Genomic DNA, 22536 nt, shown 5'->3' with positions numbered 1-22536 from the left:
TGACCCGCTCAATCCACGAAGGTGCACGCGATCTTGCTCGGGCCCTATCGCAGGAAGACGAATGGATCGCTTCGCGCCGCGAGCGCAAGAAAGTCAGATGCTTTTTGCCCACCTGAAGCGGATCATGCGGATGGACCGCCTCCGATCACGCGGTCCCAACGGTGCCCGAGACGAATTCCACCTCGCCGCCGCCGTCCAGAACCTGCGTCAGCTCGCCAAGATCTGCCTCGCCAGGCAGACGGTGGTGACATGAGCCTCGGCACCTCCGCCCGTCCGCTTCAATCATTTCCGGCCGCATCGGCCGAGAAGCGACTTTTTCAACGACATCTGTCAGAAGCCGACATCCGGCGTTCGCCCGAGATGCACAGCATAACCGCTGAAGCTGGGCCGGGAGCCGCCCGACGGCTGCTAGCGATCTAACCGAGAAAGCCGCCAGAACATACCACAGGCCTCGTGACGTCGTTGGGCTGGTAGCCTAGTGCTTGAACGGCTTAAGGCGTGCCTCCGTTAGCTCCGGCGCCGCGGTCGCCGAGGCGAGACCTGAGACCGACGGCGAACGCGCGGCCTCATGTACGGCTCGGCGGGTCGAAAGCGGTTGTCGATCTCGTCCAGAACCTGAAGCGCCTCATAGGCGTCTATGTCGATTAGCTGCTCGAAAAGAATGAGGCCAATCTCGCGCGTCTCCGGACCTAGCCGGTGGAGCGTGATCGCCAGATCGACAAGCGCCGAGGTAGCCATCGCCGTCGATGTCCGGATGTCGCCGAGTTCCGATTTCCACTTGGCAACAAGCCCCAGCGCAAACTGCCCCACCAGCTGCGCTTGGTGCGGGAGGAGCGTCGCCAGGCGGTCCACTACGAAGGTGGGGTTGAGCTTTGGCGAACGCGGCAGCCCGTCGACGATTGCACGCAGAAGCGTTGTGGTCGCCTTATCGGCAACCAGCTCGTCCGTCAGCCTGAAGAGTTCAAAGGCCGCATTCCAGATATCCGGATTTTGGAGGCCGAGCAGCCGTGCGAGCAGGTTTGCCGCATCCACTCGGCGGTCGGGCTCTTCGGCATAAAGATGAGCGGCCGACAACGCCACGCCGACTTGTGCCGCGCCCTGCGCGGCATCCGCCACAATGTCCTCAAGCCTACGGACCGATGCAACGTGTTCCGGGCGTAGGAGCGCATCCAGCCCGACGATCTCACCATAGGCCTGTCGCGCGGCGCGAACAGGTGAGTCTTTCCACACGTCGAGATGCCGCTCGACGAGTTCGTGGTCGTCCTGCTGAGTGGTAGCGAGGAATTGCGCGTAGGGCTTACTGCCCACGACGCCGCGAACCTCGTTGAGCAGCCGGTCGAAGAACTTGCTGCGCTTCGCCCTATCCGTCTTGCGCAGGTGCGAAAGGTATCTGGCGAGTATCTCCCAAGCCCGAACACCAGTCTGCTGGTTCAGATAGCCGGACAGGAACTCCAGCGCCTTTCCAGGCTCCTGGCGAAGCAGCCAGATGTGAACGATGGCATCCGCAACCGGCACATCGCCCCCGGGAAAGGTGTCAAAGCCACCATAGCCCCAGAGAAGGCTGCGGTTAACGACCGCATCCTCGTCGGACTGAGCTTCCTCCGCCACCTCGGCAGGCGCGCCTGCATCGGTCTCCTCAGCCTGCTCTGCCCCAATCTCGGATGCGGGAGGATTGGCTACCCACTCCTCCAAAAGCGCGAGCAGATCGTCTGGGATCTCAATCTTCTTGCCGGCCATCCGGTCCAGCGCCCGGGCCACCGAGTGGCGGAACTCCTCTCCGTCGAAGCCCCGCGCGACGACATCTCGCAGCAGCTGGAAAACGGTCGACGGGGAGGCCGCCTCGGACATGGCATCCAGCGCGTAGGCCGCAGCACGCACGCCGTTGTCCTTGTCGAGACGCCCAAGGATGCTGGCCGCACGGTCGACGTTATCCTTGGAGAAGGTCGCGAATGCGCGGGCCAGCTGGATGTTGCCGCCCGCCATCCAATGCCGCGGGTTGTCCCAACCGGTCGCATCCGGAAGTTCGACGAATGCGTTCACGATGTCATCGTCGCTAGCCCGAGACATCCCATCGGCTTCGATGATCGAGCCGATCATCCGAACACCGGTGAAGCTCGCTCGCCGCCGCTCGCTGCCATACCGGCGCTCGCCCTCATCCACCTGCCGGACAGCCAGCGATGAGCGTTGATGGGCAGGCAGAGCTCTCAAAAGATCTAGCTGCGTCTGCCGCATGCTATGGCGCCAGCGCATCCGGCCCTTCGCGTCAGGCTCATCGGGCGGCGGTGGCGGGGCGTAGGCCAAGACCTGATCCTCGAACCGCTGAACCTGCTCCGGTGTCCAATGCGGGCTCACGGCCTCAACCATGCGTTTGATCGTGCCGTGCATATCGCTCAGTGAACCAAGATAGTATCGACGCTCATCGCCGAGCACGAAGTCGAGACCCACCTCAGCGAGCGGCTCCGGCCGATGCGCGATGCCGTGTGCGATAAGGCGCTGCGCGGGCGTCAATTCCACCGTCTGCGCTTCACTTACCCAACCGCGGAACGCTTGGGGATTGGCATCCGCGAGACCCTCAACGGCAATGCGTAGTGCGCCCAGGATCGAGCCTTCCGGCAGATCGAGGTCATTTTCTCCATCGAACCGGAAGTCGGCCTCGAGTGAGAGTGGGTATCCGAGCCGATGGCCGTTGCCTCTCAGGCGGTTGAGCGCGTCGAGTGCGCGCACGAACCACGGCCAGATCGCATCTAACATCTCCTGCGGCCACTTCTCAGCAATGCCGGAGAGGCTATCCCATTCGTTGCTCTTCTCGATGAGGTTGCGGACCGGATTGCGAATGCGTTCGCCAAGCCGGAAGGTCACCACCTCGTCCGGCTCCGCATCGTCCCCCGGCGGTGGCGGCGCGTTGTCCTTCAGGGATTGTGCCGTCGCAATCGCGACGTCCAGTTCGAGATCGAGTCGGGCACGGACCAAGCGCAAGGCAATTTCTGGCTGCTCTACGGCGACGGATCCGGCCACATTGTCCACTGCCCCGCTCGCCAAGTCGGCACGGCCCACGACGGTGAGGGCGATGTTCAGAATATCCTCTGACCAGGGCACCGACCAATGGATGACGGCCCACGTGCGCAGATCGTTCGTGGCGTCGGGCAGCCAGTGTTCACGGATCAGGTATGCGACCTTCTCCGGCGCTACCCCCTGCGCGCGGCTGAGAACCTCGATCTGCACATTGGCAAGGCGCTCCTCACCCCTCATCGCGCTCGCAATGTAGCTATCGGCAAAGCGGTTGAACCACCCTGAACTACCGCTGAGCGCCTTGAAACCGCGGAGGCTGCTGAACTTCCCGGTCAAAGCCGTTTCCATGAGCAGGGCCTCTCGGTCCGTTGGCTCGGGCTGCGACCCCAGGAAATCGATAAGCAGCACGTGTAGGTGGGCACGCAATCCCTCGGTGCGCCAGACCGCCTCCAGCTCCTGATGATAGAGATCTCGGTCGGCGCCACGAAGATAGGTCAGGCCGGCCCAGAGCTTGGGTCTCAAAAACAGCGAGCCCTGCCGCTCGATCACGAAAGCGGACAGGCGTCCAGGCTCTCGCGCGAAGCTGCGGGCAAGCGTGAATTCGAACAGCGTCTGGTGTGAGAACCCGACGCTGGAGTCCAGCGTGGTAAGGATACCCGCCGCGACCAGTGCCTGCAGCTCTGCCGACCTGTCCGAAAACCTCGACGCGGCCAACCACAGGCTCTCCTGCTCGGCCATTGCCTCCGCGATGTCGGACGCCAGCCTGTCCCGGTCCCCGCCGCTACCCGCCAGCACGCGCTCGTCCCAAAGTCGGTCCAGCATTAGCTGATAGCTCGTGAACGGCTCAGAGCTGTAGCGACCGTTCAGCAACAGGTACGTCGAAAGCGCCTGTGGCGTCCGCATCACCTGCTGCGCGTCGGCCGGCCAACCCCCTGCGGCGACACCGCGTGCGTCGAGCACGGCAAGCACCTCGTCCCATGGCGGAAGCTCAAGCATGATACTCTCGGCGTTTACCGCGCGAAGCCGGACGTCATGCTGGAACTCGAAGATGCGCGAGGACAGCACGACGTGCACATTCTCAAGGCGGCCCAGTCTGCGGACGAGGTTGAGCAGCACGCTAAGCCGCGCGGTCTTGACGTCCAGATAGCCGGCAAGCGCATCGAGCTGGTCGATGATCAGTAGGACCGGCCCGAACACCGCCAGATCGCGCAGAACCGAGGAAGGCTTGTTCGTCAGCCCGAGGAATTCCATGAGATCGGCCTCGTTCGACACATCCGCGTCGATGAGGTCGGCCTTGATAGCAAGAACGGGCCAACCCTTAGCGCGAAAGCTGTTGCCCAGCATCGCCAAGAGTGCCGACTTGCCGGACCCCGGTTCACCGATCACCGCAGTCGTGGAAGCGCTGTTCTCCTCCATTCTCCTCGATAGCTCTTCGAGCTCCGGCCGCTCCAGCCTATCACCGTCGGGCAATGAGATCGGCCAATTCAGGAGATCGGCCGACGCTGTGCCCAGATCCGCGAGCTGTTCGCCGCGCGCATCGTAGAACGCGATCGGCATCATGCCGACCAGCTCGACGTTTTCGCGCTCAAGCAATGCCTCGCGCAAGCTATTCACTCCTATTTTCGCGAGCGCTTCCTCCGGGTCCGCGACGAAAAGCAGCAGCGACCCCGCGCGCGCCTCGACGATCTGAAGCAGGTGGCTGCCAGCGAAGGACCGCAGCGTCTCCTGCAACCGGTCAAGCCGTTCGCGGTCGTCTGGCCCGAAGTTGGCAGACAGGTTCAAGACCACCGAGATCGCGATCGTCGTCGATGCCGGCGTGGTTGAGGTTGTAGAGACGGGCACGACGGCCGACCGCTTCACTTCACTCGCCAACGGTTTGGAACTGCTGCTGACCTCATCTGCGGCCGGAGTGACCGTTGCCTCCTCGGATTCCGGAATCAAAGGCGCCGCAGAAATATCAAGGATCGCACTACCGCCGCCGCCAGGGGCATCGTTATGCATGCCCCAATGGCTGAGCATCTCGAAGGCGAAGGCTGCTGCATGAGCAGCGGCGATCGGTTGATAGATGTCGTCGTCCTCGTCCGACTTCTTCTCAGTCATGTCTGACACGCCGCGTAGGATCATTCCCGGCGTCCGTACCGCAGCGGCCGCGAAGACGGCCCCGTAACCCTCCATCTCGACGACGTGGGTGTCGCCGTAGCTCGCCTTGAGAAGTGCCTCGAGCTCGCTCTTAGGATCATCGAGCACAGCCTCGATCGACGCGATGGGTGCTACCTTAGAGGGTGGGGGCAACTCCACAGGGTAGTCGTCAGTGTAGGGCTTCGGGCCGCCCCGAGATGGCAGGATTCGGGTAGCCCAGAGCTCGTCGCGGCTGACCTTCTGGGCGATGTTGATGAGCTCGCTGTCCATCGGCCGCGAGTCCGGTCGGTTCGCCAGCATACCCCCAGTGTACTTGCCGCCATATGGATAATACACCTTGTCGGCGGCAACGACGCTGCCGATCGGGGCTCCCTTCTTTCGAGATCCTCCGATCCCGACGAAGATCATAAGCTCGAACTTGCCAAGAACCTGAGACACGGTGTGACCGGCGGTCACGACGAGCTGGGCGTTGTGCGTCCCCGCTCGGGTCTCGCCCATGACGATCAACCACTTCTGCCCCCGGTCCGCAAAAGTACCGCACTCGAATATGGTCCCATCGACCGTCCTGATGGCGCCCAAGTTGGTCACGTGCGCACGCACCGCCGCGAGCTCAAGTGGCAGCGCCGTGACAAAGAACGCCAAACGCAGCTTCTGAGCTACTACCTTCGCCCGAATATCCTCCAGGGTGCAGTAACCCGTGCCGCCAGCGGCCTTGATAGGTGAGTTCATCGGCTGAGCCGATTCTGTCTCTTCATTGCAACTCGCCATAGCACGGATACCCTCCGCGTGCGGGAGGGGATTTTCCGAGCCATCAGAACAGTATGCTGCGCGTTGGCCTGCGCCTTGCCCAACAAGCAGAAGGGCAATCCTCATAGCACCGCGTGGCGGCGTGGAAGCTGATTTCGCCTGGTAGCTGCTCGTCCTGGCGGGCGGCCTTCGAAGATCGGACGTTCCCGCTGGTTCGCAGCAGCGACGAATTACGAGTAAAGCTGGGCCGATAGCGGAATGGCAGGTTTCAGATTAAAGCTAGGCGAAGCGGCTCTTCGAAACGCGAGACGGCGTCCCAGAATGGATTTGTGCACGTTCCGCCAGAATTGGCGCGTGCTCAATTTCAAATCCTCCAATAGTACGCCATCATCGCTCGCGGTGAAAAACGAGCTTAAGCGGAGTTCCCGACCGTTCCTGCAGGCGGGCCTAGCGCAAGCCCAGGATAGGCTTGCTCTTGCGCTTGTTGATCGGGGCGCCCTCGGTGATCTGCGGCGCCTGCCGATGCTCGATCTGGATCGGCGCGAAAGCCTCGCGCACCGCCGCGTCGTTGAAGAAGGGCCGCAGCGCCTCGATGTCGCGCTCGCTCACCGCGGGCCGCTGCGCGGCAAGCGCCCGATACAGCGATTGTACCGGGATGCTGATCGAGGTCTGGCCGGGATCCTCATCCTGGGCGAAGCCGTTGGGCGAAATCCCCAGCACATCCTGATGCAGCCGGAGCAGGTCGACGACCAGCACCTGGCGATCCTGATCGTCGGTCGTGACGCTCCAGCTCCGCAGCAACGCCCATAACAGAAAATCCTCATCATAGTTGATGATCTGCCGTTCGGATTTCTTGACCTGGGCCTGGGACACCGCCTCGCGCAACCGCGCGATGGGGATCATCGCGGCGAACACCGGCGCCGCTGCCAGCCCATTGCGCTCGACCGGGTGAAACAGCGTGCGCACTACCGCGTAGAGCACCGCCGCCTGCAGCTCACGGGAAGCACTGCGCGCGGCGATCAGGAAATCGGCGAGGACCGCGAAGGTGTTGCGGTCGCGATGGGTGAAATCCTTGGCGCCGCTACGCTGGAAAAAAGCGAGCCAGATCAGCCAGGGTGCCGATGGCAGCGCACCGAGATCGGCGACGGTGACCCGGGCGAGCTGGATGAATAGATCGAAGCCGGCAAAAGGCACGCGATAGGCCACCGCCGTGCCGAGTGAACCGATCCAGTCGACCGCCCGGTGCCGCCGTCCCGGCGAGACATCGATCCCCGCGACGATGAACTCGATCACCTCGGGGGTTAGCGCCGAAGTGACCGCCTGTAGCCAGCCCATCGACGGCGTGGAGCGCATCAGTAGATCGGTCTCGATCAGATGCTCGGCCGCGAGAAACTCCTGCAACGAGCGGTGGAAATAGATTGTCGTGGCGCCTTTTTCGACCAGGCACCCCTGGATCAGTTCGCGCCGCATCTCGTCGCGGGTGAGGCCGTGGCGGATATCGCGCACCGCATCGTCGCACAGCGCCTGCGGAATGTCGCTCAGCGTCGTGGTCGAGGCGCCGCCGCGCTCCCACAGCCACCAAGCAAGGCTGGCGTTGAAGCGCCGCCGGACCTCGATGGGGAAATCGCTGTCGCGGCCGCGTTTGCCGACCTCGCGGTGAAGCAGATAATGGACGAAGGTGTCGAACAGCTCATAGACCGACATATTGGGGCGCAGCTGGTCGGGATGCACCGCGATCTCGCACAGCATCTGGGCATGGACCGGCCGCTTGAGCAGTTCATCATACTGGCCGGAGACAAGCTCGGCCACCCGGCCGGCGATCCAGGCGGGATCGGGGGAGCGACCCTCGCGTTCGATCCGGATCGGCAGATAACGCTCGACGAAGCGGCGCGCCTCCTCGGGCGTAAACCCGCGAATGTCGACATGACGATAGGGACGGCGATCGGGCGCCGGCACCAATCGCCCCGCGCCGGTGACCACCATTCCGTCGATGACGGCGCGGAATTCCGCGTCGTCATGAAAGGCGGTATCGCGCCCCAGCACGAGGATGCGGGCGTCGCCCTCGTCGAGCTTCATCAGCTCCGTCAGCACCTGCTGGAACTTGGCCGGCGTCAGGCCATGCTTCATCTCATCGAAGCCGTCATAGATGATCAGGAAGCGGCCGACGCGGTTGAGCTCTCGGAAGGTCTCGAAATGATAGCCCTGCACGCGGTGCTGGCTGGCCAGCACCTTGCCGAGCAACCCCTCGAGCGACTGCTCGTCGGCGATCTCCCCGAGCCGGACCAGGATTGGTGCGCGCGCGGTCGGATCGCTGATCGCTTCTTTGGCGAAGGTCGCCGCGAGATGATTGGCGAAGGTGGACTTGCCCTTGCCATAGGGCCCGAGCACGAACAGCGGCGGCGCATCGGCCGCCTGGATCCAGGCGCGGACATGCGCCTCGAGATCCTCGCCATGCGGGGTCTCGGGCGGGATATAATAATCCGCCAGGCGGCTCGCATCATGCGCTCCGATCAGGTCCTTCAGGTAGGGATCGAGCAGCAGCAGCCGGCGCTGCAGCTCGGCGAAGGTCATCGCCTGGAGCCCGCGCCGGCTCTGCGCCGCCTTGCGGCCTTCGGGCGAGATCGCGCCTTTCGAGATGAGCCAGGCGTGATCGATCTCGTCCTCTGCGACGAGGTTCGCATAATCATGCGCGAACTTGGTGCATTGGCCGAGCGGCAGCGTGCCCTCATAGTCCTTCGCCTCGAAGGCATAGCGCTGCTTGCCCGCCATCTCGTCGCGCGACCAGATCCCCACGACATCGGCATTCTTGTAACCGATTTGAATTTCGGTCTCGGCGCGGAAGCCCGCCGCCCGCAGCAATTGCGCGACCGCATCGCGAAACGCATTGCCCTTCTGGGTAGTGCTCCGCATCGGATCACTGTCCTTCCGGCGCGCGTAGGTCGGCGTTCATCGTCGGCTCAGACGCTCTGGTTGCGCCAGGCGGCGAGCACCGCCGGCATGTCGATATCGACGGGCGGCAACGCCCAGGCCCGCGCGAAAGACGCATCGTCGCTTTCGGGCGCGGGTTCGGGACGGTCGATGCGGATCCGCGTCGGCATCATCACCGAATCCCCCAGCAGGATCGCCTCGCCACGCCGCAGTGTAGAGAACATCGCGGTGATCCCGCGCACCGAGTCCGGCAGCAGGTTGCGGACATAGGCCTGGTCGTCGGGATTGGAGATGCGCAGGCACAGGAAGCTGCCGCATTGCGAAAGGATCGTGCTCGACAATTCGCGCGGCCGCTGGCTGATCACGGTGAGGCTGATGCCATATTTGCGGCCTTCTTTCGCGATCCGCTCGGCCGAGCTGCGCGCCGCCTCGGCATTGCTGTCGCGATCGCTCAGATAGAGATGGGCTTCATCGGCGAAGACCGCGATCGGATATTTGACCCGGTTGAGACGCCGGTACCAATAAGCGAAGTCGAACAGGCAGCGCAGGATCAGCGAGATTGCCGAGGCGCGCACGTCGAACGGCACGTTGCTCATGTCGATGACCACGACCTTCTTGCGTGCGCCTGCCGTCTCACCGAGCAGCCGGCGGAACAGCACGTCCATCGACGCGCTGGTCGCATAGGTCGTCGGGTTGAAGATGAGGTCGTAGCGCCGGTCATTCAATCGCGAATCGATCCGCATCAATAGCCGGGTGAACTGGCCATGGAGCGGGCCCTTGATGTCCTTGATCGAGCCCTGGACCATCTGGACATCGAGCGCTCGGAACCGATCGACCAGCGCGGCGAAATCGAAATAGACCGGCGTGTCGATGGTGATCTTGGGGATGCCGAGCGCCAGATTCTCACCATGGCTTTCCTTGGCGGCTTGGAGCAGCTCCTTGAACTTGGCGATCTGGTTGGGCGCCGCGGACTCGCTGCGGTCGACCATCAGGCCAAGCAGCTCCTCGGAGTTCATCAGCCAATAGGGCAGCTCGAGATCGGCCGCTGAGATCACGTCGGCGCAATCCCCGAAGGTCGCGCCATATTCGCCATGCAGGTCGAACATCACGATCGTCGACTGGGGAAACTCGCATATCTTCTGGACGACCGAGGCCACCGTCCAAGACTTCCCGCCGCCGGTCTGACCGAGGATGGCGGCATGGCGCGTGAGAAAGGCATCGAGATTGATCTTCGCCGCCTGGCCCGGGATCAGCGACAGGGCGCCCAGCGAGAAGTCGCCTTCGGCATAGCCGGCATAGATCCGATCGATCATGCCGGCATCGACGGCGAAGACCGGGGCATTGACTGTCGGCATCGTGTCGGTGCCGCGCTCGAACAGGCCGCTGGTGTTGATCGTGCCGACCGGCACCGTCGCCAGGCTGCGCGACACCCGGTCGAGGAGCAGGGTCGCCTCCTGGTCGGCCTGCTTGAGGTCGGCGGACGAGATCCGCTCTTCCCTCATCTCGATACCGGTGACCATGCAGAGCAGGAAGCCCGCGGGCAGCGATACCATCACAAAGGTCCCCGGCTGGCCGATCAGCAGCGGTGTCGGCCCCGCGGCGCTGGGAATGTCGACTGTCATCGACGGCGGCACGCCCGAGGCGGGCTCGGCCATGTCCGGATCGGCCAACGCCACGAAGACCTGGTCGCCGGTGACCGCCACCACCTTGCCGATGCGATAGGCGCTTGCCGGGTCAGTCATGCGAACAGCTCCACGAATTTGCTGAATTTCCACAGGTCGGTGCCGGTGTCATGGGCGACGCCCTGGGCGATGCCGTCGCCATCGAAGCCCGCGCTGAACGCCGGCACGCCCTTCATCGCGGCCATGCCCGCACTTTCCACCGCCGAGAGCGCGAACAGCCGGATCCGGGCGTCGGCCACCGCCGGGACGAGCAGATTGGCGTTGATATGGTCGTCGCCATAGCTGAAGCCGCAGCTCGCCAGATATTTGCATTGGGTACCGAGTGCCTGGGCGGTCACCCGGAACAGCATGTCATAGGGATGCTGGAGCGTATCCATCACCTTGCCCCGGCGAGGCAGCACCATGATGCGTTTGTCGCCGCCCGCGATCGCATCGGGATGCCGCTCGAAAATCGCACCATCGCGGGCGAACCAGGAGACCGAGCCGTGCAGCTTGACCAGCCGCACGGTCAGCGCGGGATGCTCGCTGAACCGGGAATGGGCGAGCATAGACCCGCAGGCGGTGGTGAAGCGCTGCGGGTCGAAGAAGCGCTCGACCGAGCCGACGAAGCCCGTCTCGACAACCACTCCCGTGATCGCGCCGGCCAGCTCGAACAGCACGTCATAATTGGTGGTAAAGATGTAGATGCAGCACGGTCGGCCATAGGTCCGAGCCTTGAGCAGCTCGAGGAACCGGACATGATGGTCGAGCTTGGGGCTCGCAACGCTCAGGATGACGTCGGTCACCAGCGCCCGCAGCTGCGCCTCGAGGGCTGCGAAACGCGGCTCGCCCGAATTGATCGAATGGGCGATCACCCGATCCGCGATCAGCTCGATATTGGGCTCGCCGGCGGCAGGGTCATAGACCATTGAGGTGACTGCCAACGCCTCGTCGAGAGCGGCGCGCTCGTCGCTCGACAGCGCGCCCACCACGTCGCGGGTGAGCCCTGCCATCATTGGATAGCCCGCCTCGAGCGAGGTCCCGGCCCCGAACAGGAAGCCGCTATTGTTGAGGCCGCTGCCGATATTGGGAAGAATTGCGGAAAGCCCGATCGCCGTCATAATGCTGTCTTGCCCTCCTCAATCGCGCCCGAGCTTATACCGCCGACCTTGCGGGCATCGGCGCCCCGTAGCCCATCCTATCGGAGGTTCGATCCGGTTTCACTCCTTAGCGATTGAGTACTGTTCCGATAACGTAAATTCCTCTCCAAAACGGATTGACTCGCGCGCTTGGTTCGCCGCGGATCAGCACCATCCCGAATGTAAAATTTAAGGTCGGATTAGTTCGCCCGGAACCACTATCCCGTACAGCCTAGATTGTCTTCAAAGATCGCCGTTCACAGCCGTGGTCGTGCGCCATAAACAACGGCTGCTTCTGGTGTCGCCAACGGTCTAGCGGAACGACCGATTTTACGGCGCTTTGGTGCCGGAACGCTTAAAGGGACAGGAATGGCGGGTTCCAGCAGAAGCGGCCATTCGCACGCGCGCCGTGGAACGGCTTGTGTTGGTCGGAAGTGGGCACCCGAGCGGTCGATGAATCCATGATCGATGGCCTGAGGGATGGATCTTCAGGCTGCCGAAAGCACTGCGTCCCCACTCTTATCGGCGCCTGCCTCGACTATTCCGAGCTCGTCGAGCAAAGCGTGAATGTCAGCGATCCGCCGCGCATTTCTGATCGGCGGTGATGGCCGTCCAGCCTACCAGGATCCGTGCAATAGCAGCGATCAAGAGCAAACAACGCTCCGGTCGTAGAGAAGATACATTATAACGCCGCCAACCACGACACAGTTTGCGCAGGCGATCAGATGCGCAACATTATTCGGTGGCGGCAGCAGGCTCCTAAAACGAATTCATCGTAAATTTATGCTAGGCACCGATAGGCGTTTCTTGCTCGGTGATGGTCACGTCCATCGAGCCATGCGATCCAAGGCCGGGGTCTACGGTTCCGCTTATCACGTGGAATGCGGGAATGCGCATCATTACTCCGTGAGATACAACCGCGCCAGCTTCTTAGGCCCCTATGCAGCCGCCGAGCGCTTGAGAACCTCTATTCGTTCCGAACAGATGACATGGACCGTCTGGCCCAAGTCTTCTACACGGTCAGCCAGCCATGCCAATTGCTCGGAGGTGATCCGATAATGTTTCGAATAGCGCGCCTTTACATAGGCGTCCTTCAATTTCTCGAAGAGTGCTCGATCGCTCTTTCGCTCGCGAGGCCAAACCTCAACCAAGCGCCTGTCAAGACGCTCGGCCTGAGTTCTTAGGAACGTCAGATTGTGGACATGAGGCGTGTAAAATGTGCAGACTAAAAGTATGCAATGATAGAGTCTCTCGGTTGATTGGTGTAAATCGAACGCCGAATCTTTGTTGTAGCCACGCTCAGCATAAAATCTCCCGCCCTCAAAGCGCTTCATTGCGGCAGGGAACCATTCCTTAAAATACTCCTCTGCCAGCGCCAGTGCCTGCTCGGGCGTCTTCGGCTTTGGCTCATGAAGCTCGGTATCGCCATACTCGTACAGTGCTATCCCGTCCCGGCGGACGTCCATGAAGAAATAGCGTCCGTGTGCGAGGCCATCGTTCACCTCCTGAAGGGTATGGACGATGAAGTTCACCGGCGTTCGGATCGTACCGGTAATCCCATATTCCCGGATCAGCCGGTCCTCGAGCTTCGCCCAATATTTGATATGGTCGGTGAGCCGCTTGTCGTTGACGATGATCAGCAGGTCATAGTCGGATTTGTAGCTCTTTGCGGTATAGGGTTCGTCGACCCAGCCGCCGCGGGCATAACTGCCGTAGAGGATGATCTTCTCGATGCGGCCTTTCTTCTTCCACTCGTGGCGCGAGAGCGCGAAGGCGTCCTCGAACTCCTCGAAGATGATCTGCACGACGCGCTGCAGCTCGCGTTGCTTGTGCGCCGGCAGATGGTCGAGATCGGTCCGCATTCCCGTGCCTTAGCCGGTCCGGCGGGCGCGTGCCACCTCCGGAACGGTAGATGTATTCATTTTGTTCGGGGTGGCAGTGTATCTGCCGCCTCGGTGCCGATAGGCGATATCCTCATGCATCGATAGCGTTGCGGGCGCGTCGGATGTCTGGCGCGCCTCGGGATGGGGCCGGGGCAGGAACTATCGCAGCGTCACGGCGATGGGGCAATGATCGGAGACATGCCTGGCGCCCGGCGGGTAGCGCGCTTCGCTGAATCCGACCATCGCGTCGCCGGCGCGCCTGTCGAGGACGATATGGTCGATGAAGCTGTCGTAGCGCGGGTCGCAGCCGGGCGGCGTGCCCTCGTCGGCGAGGCGGAGATCAGCGTCGGCGGGTTCGGCATCGTCGATCTCCTTCCATACGGGGTCGCCGGGGAGCGCGAGGCGGCGGTTCCAGTCGCCGAGGACGGCGAACCGGGTCGGGCCCGCGGCCGCGGCGTCGATCCACGTCTCAAGCTGCGGGATCTGCTCGATAAGGATGGGGCAGGCGGTGCCCTGGGTTCCGGAGAAGCAGCCGAACTTCAGATGGATGCCGAGGAGGCGGAGCGGGGCGCTGCCCTTCGGACGCACCGTGATATCGACGCCCGAGCGCAGTTGCGGATTGCCGAGCATCAGACTGGTAACGTCGGAGTGGCGGTCGAACGGGATGTCCTTGCGGATCGCGAAGCCCACGGCCTGGCGGATGAAGGGCTGGTCGGGGTGGCGCCCGCCGCAGGTGCCGCTCGGGTCGCCTGCACGCTCCTCCATCACGATCGTGTAGCGCTCCGGATCGAACACGCGCTCGGCAGCCTTCACCGATTCCGCTTCCTGGAACGCAATAATATCCGCATCGAGACCGTCGACGATCGTGCGCATCGCCTGATAGTCGGCCGCGGTGCGCGGCTGGCAGCCGGTGCCGTCCTTCTCGGCGAGGAATTCGAGATTCCAGCTCGCGACCTTGAGTGGATGCGCGGCTGCCGGCGGTTGGGATTCGGGGGCGGTTCGGGGTGCGCTGCAGGCGACGGTCGCGGACAGCAGGGCGAGGGCGGCGAAGCTGCGGATCATGCAGCCCTTGTGCCGGGCGAGCCGCGCATCGGCAATCCCACCGTGCTGCGTTTGGCGACGACGTCGTCCTTGGTGACGGAGACTTGGCCGTAGTCATTCGTATTGGCTGGCGGATCTCCCACTCATGAGTTCGAATATATGAAAACTCCGTAATGTTTCCTGTCTTGCATCATAATTTATCGTCGCTGGATGATATGTGGGTATGTTGATAGGGTCGGCGCGCGCCGGTTGGCGCGTTCAGCTCATGTGGTGCAAGGGAGATATGAATTGGTTGCGTCCGATCTGACAGAGATGACGGCTGACATCGTCGTCAACTATGTTGCGCATAATGAGCTGCCGATTGCCGATGTCGCCGGTTTGATCACCCAGGTGCACACTGCGCTGGCGGGTCTCGGTGCTGAGCCGGAGACCGTTGCCGAGCCGGTTCCCGCTGCCGCCACCACCGTTCGGAAGAGCCTCGCCAACCCGGCGAAGATCATCTCCATGATCGACGGGAAGCCCTATTCGACATTGACCCGCCACCTGTCGACGCATGGCCTGACTCCGCAAGCCTATCGCGAGCGGTACAAGCTGCCCGCGGACTATCCGATGACGGCACCGGACTATTCGGCGCGGCGCAAGGAACTGGCGCTGGCGGCAGGGCTGGGGCGCAAGCCGGCGGCGCCGAAGGTGCCGGAGGTCAAGGCGGGGCGGCGCAAGCTCGGTATCGCGACGCCGGCGGAGCCCGCGCCGAAGCGCACGCGGGCCGCCCGCGTGAAATAGGTCGCGCCTCGCCTTCGGCGTCCAGCGAGGAGTGGCCACTTCAGGTCGGGGCGACCTGGAAGTCGTAGAGGAGACGGCCCATCCCGGGCGTGCAATCCAGCCGCTGCGTGTGCATCGGCGCCAGCTTCGCGACCGCATGGTCAGCGATCGCGAGATGGATCTCGGGGTTGAGCCTTGAGGGATGGAGCAGGCCGTTGATCATGTCGCGATGCTCATGCATCGCCAGCGACGATCCGGGCCAGCTTCCGGCTGCGACGGTGAATGATGTCGTTCGGAGGGGCCATGCGGACGGCCGTGTCTCCCGTGAAGGTCGACGAGCGTCAGGCCTGCGTAACGCTGACCTGCGAGAGGAGCCGGTCGGTGATCTCGGCTCTGCGGTCAGCAGGTCGCGCCCGACTGATCTCGTCGGGCGCGCATGATCGTCTCGAGGAAGGGGACCTTGAGCGGCAAGCCCAGATAGAGCACGCGGAAGCGGTTGATATCGATGCGGGCCGCCCTGCGGCGAGATAGACCAGCCCGGCGATCCCCTCCGGTTGGTCATGTCCGCGGACGAATAGAGGGTTCGTACCCCGAACTCGCTCTCGATCGCGGTACGCTCCCGCTCGATGTCGTTCGCCTTGCCGAAGCCGTTGATGACGATGTTGGCGCCCTCGGCGGCAAATGCTCTGGCATAAGCGAGGCCTATGCCGCTGATGAATCCAGTGATGACGGCGTTGCCGTCTTGAGGCTCCTGTGTCTTCCTCCTTCAGGCGAGATAATCGTGGAACACGCGGCCATAGGGCAGCACGAAGTCGATAAGCTGGTGGCGCCAGCCGACGATCCGCCTGACCGGCAGTCGGCGACGCGGCAGTTGACATGCGGGATCAGGTGCAGGCGGGCATCGCCCTCTCAGGCCCCGTGCACTGTCACGCGCTCGAGGTTGTAGCCCACAAGCTGCGCCACCTTCGGCGAGCCGCTCATCGCTGGTACTCCTTGAGGCTCTGGCGAAGAATCGCCTCCCGAGCGGCGCGGTTCCCGCGTGAGGAGTCGAGACAGGTTGATTGCAGCCGAACCGTGGCGCCTGTGTGATTACCGACGCTATTGGATCACATGGATCAGTAATGCGCTCGCCTGGGCGCGTACGCCGACCTTTTGCCCGTCCCCTCGCGGAACTCTCTCTCTCCAGTCCAGTTGCCTCGAAGAAGCATCGAAGCGCGAAGGACCTCGTCACCATGGCTGACAACAAGCAAGGCAACGCAGGGCCCAAGCAGGACGAAGATCTTGAGGAAAACCCCGGCATAGGCCAGTCCCAAGGTGCCTATGCGTCTGGTGAGGAACTGGATGACGCCGAAGGCCAGAATACCGTCGAGGGAGATATCGAGAGCGATCCGCAAAGGGCCGGCAGCGTCGATCCCGACCGCCTCGATCGTACCAACCGGTGAGCAAGGTCGACACCCCTCAAGCTCGCCGTCGCACCGCAGTCATCACCGGTGCGTCCAGCGGGATCGGCCAGGCGACCGCCGAGGCGTTTGCGGCAGACGGCTGGAACCTCGTGCTTGCCGCGCGCAGCCACGAGGATCTTGAAACGGTCGCCGCGCACTGCCGCGCGGCAGGCGCGCAAGTTCTGGTCGTGCCGACCGATGTCGGCGACGCGGAACCGGTTCGCGCACTGGCAAGGCTAGCCCGGGGGTTCGCCGACCCGATCGACCTCTGGTTCAGTAATGTCGGCGTCGGGGCGGTGGGCAAGTTCCTGGACGTGCCGATGGCGATCCATGATCAGATCGTCCGTTCGAACCTCATCGGCCATATGAACGATGCGCATGCCGCTCTGCCGATGTTCATCGAGCAGGGTCATGGTGTCTTCGTGAACATGATCTCGCTCGGCGGCTTCGCGGCGGCGCCCTTTGCTGCCGCCTATTCCGCGAGCAAGTTCGGGCTCAAGGGTTTCTCGGAGGCGCTGCGTGCGGAGCTTGCCGACCATCCGGACGTCCACATCTGTGACGTCTATCCTTCCTTCGTGGACACGCCTGCGATCCGCCACGCCGGCAACTATACCGGCAAGGCGCTTTCCGCGCCGCCGCCGCTTCTCGATCCGCGAACCATTGCTGCCGCGGTCGTGCGCCTTGCGGATCATCCGCGATCGAGCGTCATTCTCGGGTCGCCGAGCTGGGCTTCGCGGCTAAGCCACTTCATCTCGCCCTCGCTGAACGCGCGCGGCATCAAGGCGGCGTTCGAGCGCTATTTCGCTCAAGCGGATCTGGCGCCGATCACCGAGGGCAATGTGCTGACGCCACCTGGAGATGGTGCACGCATTGATGGCGGCCTACGCTCGCCGTCTCGGAAGCGCGCCGGGATCGCGACCATGGCCGTTTTGAGCGCATTCGCGCTCGGCGGCGCAGCACTCATGGTGCGCAGAACGGTGCACCGCGCATGATCCCGAATGATCCGACCTTCGAGATGCCCGCGCCTTCTGTTCCAACGGCTGCAGCTGCCGATGGAGGGCAAGAAGAGGAAGAGCCCGCCGAGGAAATCCGCGCTGGTCAGCAGCAGCGAATTCGTCGCCAAAAAGTTGGCTGGGTTCCGGTCCTCACGATCACCATGCCCCTGAACCTCGTTGCTCGACGAGGTCCGCTACCGCCTGCGAGGGAAGAATGCCACTGACGATCAACGGCACGGATCACGATTTCACAGGTGATCCACGAACCACGCTGCTCGACTTCCTGCGCGAGGACTGCGGCCTCACGGGGACGAAAAAGGGCTGTGATCATGGCCAGTGCGGCGCCTGCACGGTGCTGGTCAACGGCCAGCGCATCAACAGCTGCCTTACCCTAGCCGTTATGCACGAAGGCGATGCGGTGACGACGATTGAGGGCTTTGGCAGCGCCGAAGATCTTCACCCGCTGCAGGCCGCCTTCGTGCGCCACGACGGCTACCAGTGCGGCTACTGCACGCCGGGCCAGATCTGCTCTGCCAAGGCCATGATCGACGAGGCCGCGAACGGCTGGCCAAGCTTCGTCAGCGCCGATCTTTCCGAGCCCCCGACGCTAACGCCGGATGAGATACGCGAGCGGATGAGCGGAAATCTGTGTCGATGCGGCGCCTACTCGAACATCGTCGCAGCCATCGCCGAAGTGCTGGAGGCGACGCGATGAAGGCGTTCACCTATAGCCGCGCCGAGGCGGTGACCGATGTCTGCGAGCAGACCCGTGCCGGCGCGAAACTCATCGCAGGCGGAACAAACCTGCTCGACCTGATGAAGCTGGAGGTCGAGGCGCCGGAGATCCTCGTCGATATCAACCGACTTGCTCTCGGTGAAATCGGGGAGGCGGACGAAGGGCTGCGCATCGGCGCGCTGGTGACGAACAGCAGCTGCGCCGCCGATATGCGTGTCCGCCGCGACTATCCGGTGCTAGCCTGGGCGATCCTCGCCGGAGCGACTTTCCAGCTAAGGAACAAGGCGACGACCGGCGGCAACCTGTGCCAGCGGACCCGGTGCTACTACTTCTACAATCGTGACCAGCCCTGCAACAAGCGCGACCCAGGCAGCGGTTGCGGCGCGCTGGGCGGCGCAAACCGCATCCACGCCATCCTTGGCGCCAGCGACAGCTGCATCGCGACATATCCGGGCGACATGGCCGTCGCGCTCGCAGCACTCGATGCGCAAGTCGAGGTGGCGGGGCCGGACGGCACCGCGCGCAGTATTCCGGTTCGCGAGTTCCATCGCCTGCCCGGAGACGCGCCGCAACGCGATACCGTGCTTGAAGCCGGCGATGTGATCACTGCGGTGACGCTGCCCGCGCCTGTCGGTGGCACGCAGATCTATCGCAAGGTACGCGATCGTTCGTCCTATGCCTTCGCGCTCGTGTCGATAGCGTGCGTGCTGAAGATGGACGGGGACCGGATCTCGAGCGCCTCGCTGGCTTTCGGCGGGCTTGCTCACAAGCCCTGGCACGACGCGCGCGTCAACGAACTGCTGACCGGCAACACGCCATCCGACGCGCTGTTCGACGAAGCGGCCGACATGCTGCTCGATAGTGCCCGCGGCTACGGCCACAACGATTTCAAGATCGCAATGACGCGCCGCGTGCTCAAGGCCGTGCTGCGCGAAGCGACGGGAGAACAGGCATGACCCGCTCCTACATCATGGACGCGCCGGACGAGCGCAATCGGCTCGATGCCATGGCGCAAGGCGTAATCGGGCAGCCGCTCGACCGACCGGAAGGTCCGCTCAAGACCTCGGGCACCGCCACATACGCTGCCGAATACCGCATGGACGGCCGCGTCGAAGGTGTCCTTGTCACCGCCACGATCGCCAAGGGCGAGGTGACGCTCATCGACGAGGCTTCGGTCCGGAATCTGCCGGGCGTGATCGCGGTCATCAGCGACGATCGGATGACTGCCCGCGCGGCGCAGGGCGGCGCGGGCAAGTCTCCGGTCCGCAAGGTGCGGGAGGTCCAATATTTCGGCCAGCCGATCGCACTGGTCGTTGCCGAAACTTTCGAGCAGGCGCGCCACGCCGCCAAGCACTTGCGGGTTGAATATCGCGAAGATGCCGAGGCGATAGTGGACGCACAGGATCAGGCGATCGCCTTCGAGCCGTTCGAGGAGCCGACCGTCCAGGGCGATCTCGACAAGGCGATGCGCGAGGCAGCGCACGGCGTCGACGTGACCTACACCACCGAATGTCACAACAGTGCGCCGATGGAGCCGCACGCCAGCATCGCCGAGTGGGATGGCGAGACGCTGACGCTCCATTCCAGCCTGCAGATGCTGCGTTTCAACCGCAAGGAACTGGCCGACGCGTTGGGAATCGATACCGAACAGGTGCGGCTTGTGTCGCCCTACGTGGGCGGAGGGTTCGGGTCCAAGCTCGGCATCAGTCCGGAAGCCGTGGCCGCGGCCGTGGCGGCGATCACGTTGCGGCGCCCGGTACGCGTGGTCATGCTGCGCCACCAGGTGTTCCAGTGCGTGATGCGCCGCTCCGAGACACGGCAGCGCGTGCGCCTGGCCGCGGACGACCAGGGTCGCCTGAGCGGCTTCGGGCATGAGGCCTGGGTCACCAACTTGCCGGGCGAGAAGTTCGCCGAGCCCGTGTTGCAGGCAAGCGAGTTTCTTTACGCGGGCGAGAACCGCGTCCTCGACTTGCAACTGGGCCGCATCCATCGCGTGACCGCCGGCTCGGTGCGCGCGCCAGGCGAGGCGGTGGGCATGCAGGTGCTCGAAGCGGCGATGGACGAACTGGCGCAGGCGAGCGGCATCGACCCCGTCGAACTTAGGCTGCGCAATATCCCCGAGAAGCACCCGAGCGAGGGCATCCCATATAGCTCGCGCAAGCTGGAGGAGTGCCTGCGCCGCGGCGCCAAGCGCTTCGGCTGGGATGCAGGCCCGCGCAAGCCCTGCATGCGGCGCGAAGGCGAGTGGTGGATCGGCACCGGCATGGCGACGGCAACCCGCGTGCACAACCTGAACGAAGCCCATGCCCGCGTCACCCTGAAGGCGGATGGCACCGCCGAAGTCGCCAGCGACATGACGGACATCGGCACCGGCACCTATGCGGTGCTTGGTCAGGTCGCGGGCGAGATGCTCGGCCTAAGTCAGGACGCCGTCGACGTACGTCTGGGCGACACACGTTTTCCGCCAGGCTCCGGTTCGGGGGGGAGCTGGGGTGCATGCTCCACCGGCTCGGCGGTGTTCGAGGCCTGCGAGGGCATCCGAGCGGCATTGGCTGCGAAGCTGGGCTGCGACGAGGCTGCGCTGACGCTGAAGGACGGGCATGCCTTGTCCGGCAACCGCAAGATCACGTTCGCCGATCTGCTGGATGGCGAGGACCTGGTCGAGGTCGGCCACTTCAAGCCCGGCAAGATCACCGAGGCGTTTTCCGCCGCCATGTACGGCGCGTTTTTCGCCGAGGTCGGTGTGAACGCCTATTCCGGGGAGGTCCGCGTGCGTCGCTTCACCGGCGCGTTCTCCCTCGGCCGCGTCCTCAACGCCAAGACCGCCACGTCGCAATGCATGGGGGGAATGGTCTGGGGCATCGGGAGCGCACTGACCGAGGAGCTGACCTTCGACCGTCGCGACGGTCACATCGTCAATCCCGATCTTGCCGAGTACCACGTTCCGGTGAACCTCGACGTGCCGCACCTCGACGTGATCCTGGTGGAAGAGCGTGATCCGGCGGGTAGCCCGCTGCAATCGAAGGGGGTTGGCGAACTGGGCATCTGCGGGGCGGCCGGCGCCATCGCCAATGCCCTCTACAACGCCTGTGGTGTGCGTGCACGCAGCTTTCCCATCACACCGGACAAGGTGTTGGCTGGCCTGCCCGATGTCTGACGCTCGACGTGGGAGGATGCCTCGCAGTCGAATGTTCGCCGTGTCGGCAGGCGTGGCTGCCGGCGGCGCAGGTCTCATAATTCTCTATCGGTGGTGGGCCTCTCGTTTGAGGTACTCCGCGCCCGACCAAGTCGGTTATCCCCCCCTTGGCATCCCAAAATCGCTCGCGAAGGATCTTTGGATCGTCGACGACACCATAGTGGTAAGTGGCATGTCGCTCCCCATTCGGATGACCGTCCTGCGGCTCCGAGGTGGAGCGCTGATGCTCCACTCTCCAGTCGCCTGTACGCCAGGACTGAAAGCGGCACTGGCGGATCTTGGGACTGTCCGCCATCTTCTGGCGCCCACGACTGCCCACTGGACGCATCTCCCGGAGTGGCAGCAGGCTTACCCAGAGACAAGGACGTGGGCGGTGCCGGGGCTGCGTGATCGAGCGCAGGTTCGCAAGGCGGGGGTGCGGATCGACGATGATCTTCAGGACCTTGCTCCCGCGGCGTGGCGGGATGAGGTGGAGCAGGGGCTTCTGCGCGGCGACAATCTGTTCTGCGAAAGCTACATGTTCCAAAAGGCGAGCCGAACGCTCATCCTGTGCGACACGGTCCAGAACCTGGAATCTGCCAAGCTGCCGCCGATAACGGGTATCATGGCTCGATTGGCGGGCGGGACGCATGCGACGACCGCGCGCCATGTCCGAACCGCGCTGCGGCTCGGTGGGGCGGACACCAGGTCCGCCATCCAGCGGATGATCGAACTCAATCCTGAGCGCGTTCTTTTCGCCCATGGCCTCCCCTTCGAGGAGGATGCCGCGCGCAAGCTGCGCAATGCATTCAGCTGGACAGGTGAGGACGTAAAGTCATCTGTGGACACCCCTTCAGATGCAAGCGGTAATTGAAGTTG

14 protein-coding genes and 2 pseudogenes are annotated in these 22536 nt (G+C 63.6%); 8 read left to right on the top strand and 8 right to left on the bottom strand.

Annotated elements, in window-relative coordinates:
- A pseudogene (locus tag FHS96_RS28180) lies at nucleotides 1-253 on the top strand (transposase); the annotation flags it as partial.
- Between the two features lie 254 nt (nucleotides 254-507).
- Here FHS96_RS28180 and FHS96_RS28175 read toward each other — a convergent pair.
- From FHS96_RS28175 to FHS96_RS28150, 6 genes are all read right to left on the bottom strand, one after another.
- Nucleotides 508-5877: a phosphorylase family protein gene (locus FHS96_RS28175; protein WP_429599825.1), complete on the bottom strand. Its 5370-nt coding sequence runs from the start codon at nucleotides 5875-5877 to the stop codon at nucleotides 508-510.
- A 465-nt stretch (nucleotides 5878-6342) separates the two neighbouring features.
- Nucleotides 6343-8805 carry an NACHT domain-containing protein gene (locus tag FHS96_RS28170; protein ID WP_429599822.1) on the bottom strand — a complete coding sequence of 821 codons (2463 nt, stop codon included), beginning with the start codon at nucleotides 8803-8805 and terminating at the stop codon, nucleotides 6343-6345.
- A 47-nt stretch (nucleotides 8806-8852) separates the two neighbouring features.
- Nucleotides 8853-10565: an ATP-binding protein gene (locus FHS96_RS28165; RefSeq protein ID WP_429599820.1), complete on the bottom strand. Its 1713-nt coding sequence runs from the start codon at nucleotides 10563-10565 to the stop codon at nucleotides 8853-8855.
- Nucleotides 10562-11605, bottom strand: a complete 1044-nt coding sequence (locus FHS96_RS28160; RefSeq protein WP_429599818.1) for an SIR2 family protein — start codon at nucleotides 11603-11605, stop codon at nucleotides 10562-10564. The genes FHS96_RS28165 and FHS96_RS28160 overlap by 4 nt, the downstream gene beginning before the upstream one ends.
- A 956-nt stretch (nucleotides 11606-12561) precedes the next feature.
- Nucleotides 12562-13485, bottom strand: coding sequence for a nucleotidyltransferase and HEPN domain-containing protein (locus FHS96_RS28155; RefSeq protein ID WP_429599815.1), 924 nt, complete (start codon nucleotides 13483-13485; stop codon nucleotides 12562-12564).
- Nucleotides 13486-13665: 180 nt separating this feature from the next.
- Complete coding sequence (locus tag FHS96_RS28150; protein ID WP_429599812.1) at nucleotides 13666-14568, bottom strand: endonuclease/exonuclease/phosphatase family protein; 903 nt, start codon at nucleotides 14566-14568, stop codon at nucleotides 13666-13668.
- Nucleotides 14569-14835: 267 nt separating this feature from the next.
- Here FHS96_RS28150 and FHS96_RS28145 point away from each other — a divergent pair, with 267 nt between their 5' ends.
- Nucleotides 14836-15330, top strand: coding sequence for a Ros/MucR family transcriptional regulator (locus tag FHS96_RS28145; protein ID WP_429599809.1), 495 nt, complete (start codon nucleotides 14836-14838; stop codon nucleotides 15328-15330).
- Between the two features lie 40 nt (nucleotides 15331-15370).
- Here FHS96_RS28145 and FHS96_RS28140 read toward each other — a convergent pair whose 3' ends face one another.
- Both FHS96_RS28140 and FHS96_RS28135 read right to left on the bottom strand, forming a co-directional pair.
- Nucleotides 15371-15532 carry a hypothetical protein gene (locus FHS96_RS28140; protein ID WP_429599807.1) on the bottom strand — a complete coding sequence of 54 codons (162 nt, stop codon included), beginning with the start codon at nucleotides 15530-15532 and terminating at the stop codon, nucleotides 15371-15373.
- A gap of 333 nt (nucleotides 15533-15865) precedes the next feature.
- Nucleotides 15866-16036: pseudogene (locus tag FHS96_RS28135) on the bottom strand (3-hydroxybutyrate dehydrogenase); the annotation flags it as partial.
- Between the two features lie 505 nt (nucleotides 16037-16541).
- Between FHS96_RS28135 and FHS96_RS28130 the strand changes: the two are divergent.
- From FHS96_RS28130 to FHS96_RS28105, 6 genes are all read left to right on the top strand, one after another.
- Nucleotides 16542-16751: a hypothetical protein gene (locus FHS96_RS28130; RefSeq protein ID WP_429599805.1), complete on the top strand. Its 210-nt coding sequence runs from the start codon at nucleotides 16542-16544 to the stop codon at nucleotides 16749-16751.
- Entirely contained in the window at nucleotides 16748-17743 is a 996-nt protein-coding gene (locus FHS96_RS28125) for an SDR family oxidoreductase (RefSeq protein ID WP_429599803.1), read from the top strand. Before FHS96_RS28130 ends, FHS96_RS28125 begins: the two co-directional genes overlap by 4 nt.
- A 217-nt stretch (nucleotides 17744-17960) precedes the next feature.
- Nucleotides 17961-18461, top strand: coding sequence for a 2Fe-2S iron-sulfur cluster-binding protein (locus tag FHS96_RS28120; RefSeq protein ID WP_429599800.1), 501 nt, complete (start codon nucleotides 17961-17963; stop codon nucleotides 18459-18461).
- Nucleotides 18458-19438, top strand: coding sequence for an FAD binding domain-containing protein (locus FHS96_RS28115; protein ID WP_429599798.1), 981 nt, complete (start codon nucleotides 18458-18460; stop codon nucleotides 19436-19438). The genes FHS96_RS28120 and FHS96_RS28115 overlap by 4 nt, the downstream gene beginning before the upstream one ends.
- Entirely contained in the window at nucleotides 19435-21639 is a 2205-nt protein-coding gene (locus tag FHS96_RS28110) for a xanthine dehydrogenase family protein molybdopterin-binding subunit (RefSeq protein ID WP_429599796.1), read from the top strand. The genes FHS96_RS28115 and FHS96_RS28110 overlap by 4 nt, the downstream gene beginning before the upstream one ends.
- The gene (locus FHS96_RS28105) at nucleotides 21554-22531 is read left to right on the top strand and encodes a DUF4336 domain-containing protein (protein ID WP_429599792.1); all 978 of its coding nucleotides are present in this window, start codon (nucleotides 21554-21556) and stop codon (nucleotides 22529-22531) included. The genes FHS96_RS28110 and FHS96_RS28105 overlap by 86 nt, the downstream gene beginning before the upstream one ends.
- Nucleotides 22532-22536: the final 5 nt, after the last annotated feature.

Origin of the sequence: Sphingomonas zeicaulis (assembly GCF_050433225.1) — a bacterium.
GTDB classification, from domain to species: domain Bacteria; phylum Pseudomonadota; class Alphaproteobacteria; order Sphingomonadales; family Sphingomonadaceae; genus Sphingomonas_D; species Sphingomonas_D zeicaulis.
This window is presented reverse-complemented; position numbering and strand designations above follow the sequence as displayed.

Bases quoted from the DNA above. Each gene is read 5' to 3' on its own strand.
- FHS96_RS28175 (WP_429599825.1), bottom strand. From the start codon at position 5,877: ATGAACTCACCTATCAAGGCCGCTGGCGGCACGGGTTACTGCACCCTG.
- FHS96_RS28170 (WP_429599822.1), bottom strand. From the start codon at position 8,805: ATGCGGAGCACTACCCAGAAGGGCAATGCGTTTCGCGATGCGGTCGCG.
- FHS96_RS28165 (WP_429599820.1), bottom strand. From the start codon at position 10,565: ATGACTGACCCGGCAAGCGCCTATCGCATCGGCAAGGTGGTGGCGGTC.
- FHS96_RS28160 (WP_429599818.1), bottom strand. From the start codon at position 11,605: ATGACGGCGATCGGGCTTTCCGCAATTCTTCCCAATATCGGCAGCGGC.
- FHS96_RS28155 (WP_429599815.1), bottom strand. From the start codon at position 13,485: ATGCGGACCGATCTCGACCATCTGCCGGCGCACAAGCAACGCGAGCTG.
- FHS96_RS28150 (WP_429599812.1), bottom strand. From the start codon at position 14,568: ATGATCCGCAGCTTCGCCGCCCTCGCCCTGCTGTCCGCGACCGTCGCC.
- FHS96_RS28140 (WP_429599807.1), bottom strand. From the start codon at position 15,532: ATGATCAACGGCCTGCTCCATCCCTCAAGGCTCAACCCCGAGATCCAT.
- FHS96_RS28130 (WP_429599805.1), top strand. From the start codon at position 16,542: ATGGCTGACAACAAGCAAGGCAACGCAGGGCCCAAGCAGGACGAAGAT.
- FHS96_RS28120 (WP_429599800.1), top strand. From the start codon at position 17,961: ATGCCACTGACGATCAACGGCACGGATCACGATTTCACAGGTGATCCA.
- FHS96_RS28115 (WP_429599798.1), top strand. From the start codon at position 18,458: ATGAAGGCGTTCACCTATAGCCGCGCCGAGGCGGTGACCGATGTCTGC.
- FHS96_RS28110 (WP_429599796.1), top strand. From the start codon at position 19,435: ATGACCCGCTCCTACATCATGGACGCGCCGGACGAGCGCAATCGGCTC.
- FHS96_RS28105 (WP_429599792.1), top strand. From the start codon at position 21,554: ATGCCCTCTACAACGCCTGTGGTGTGCGTGCACGCAGCTTTCCCATCA.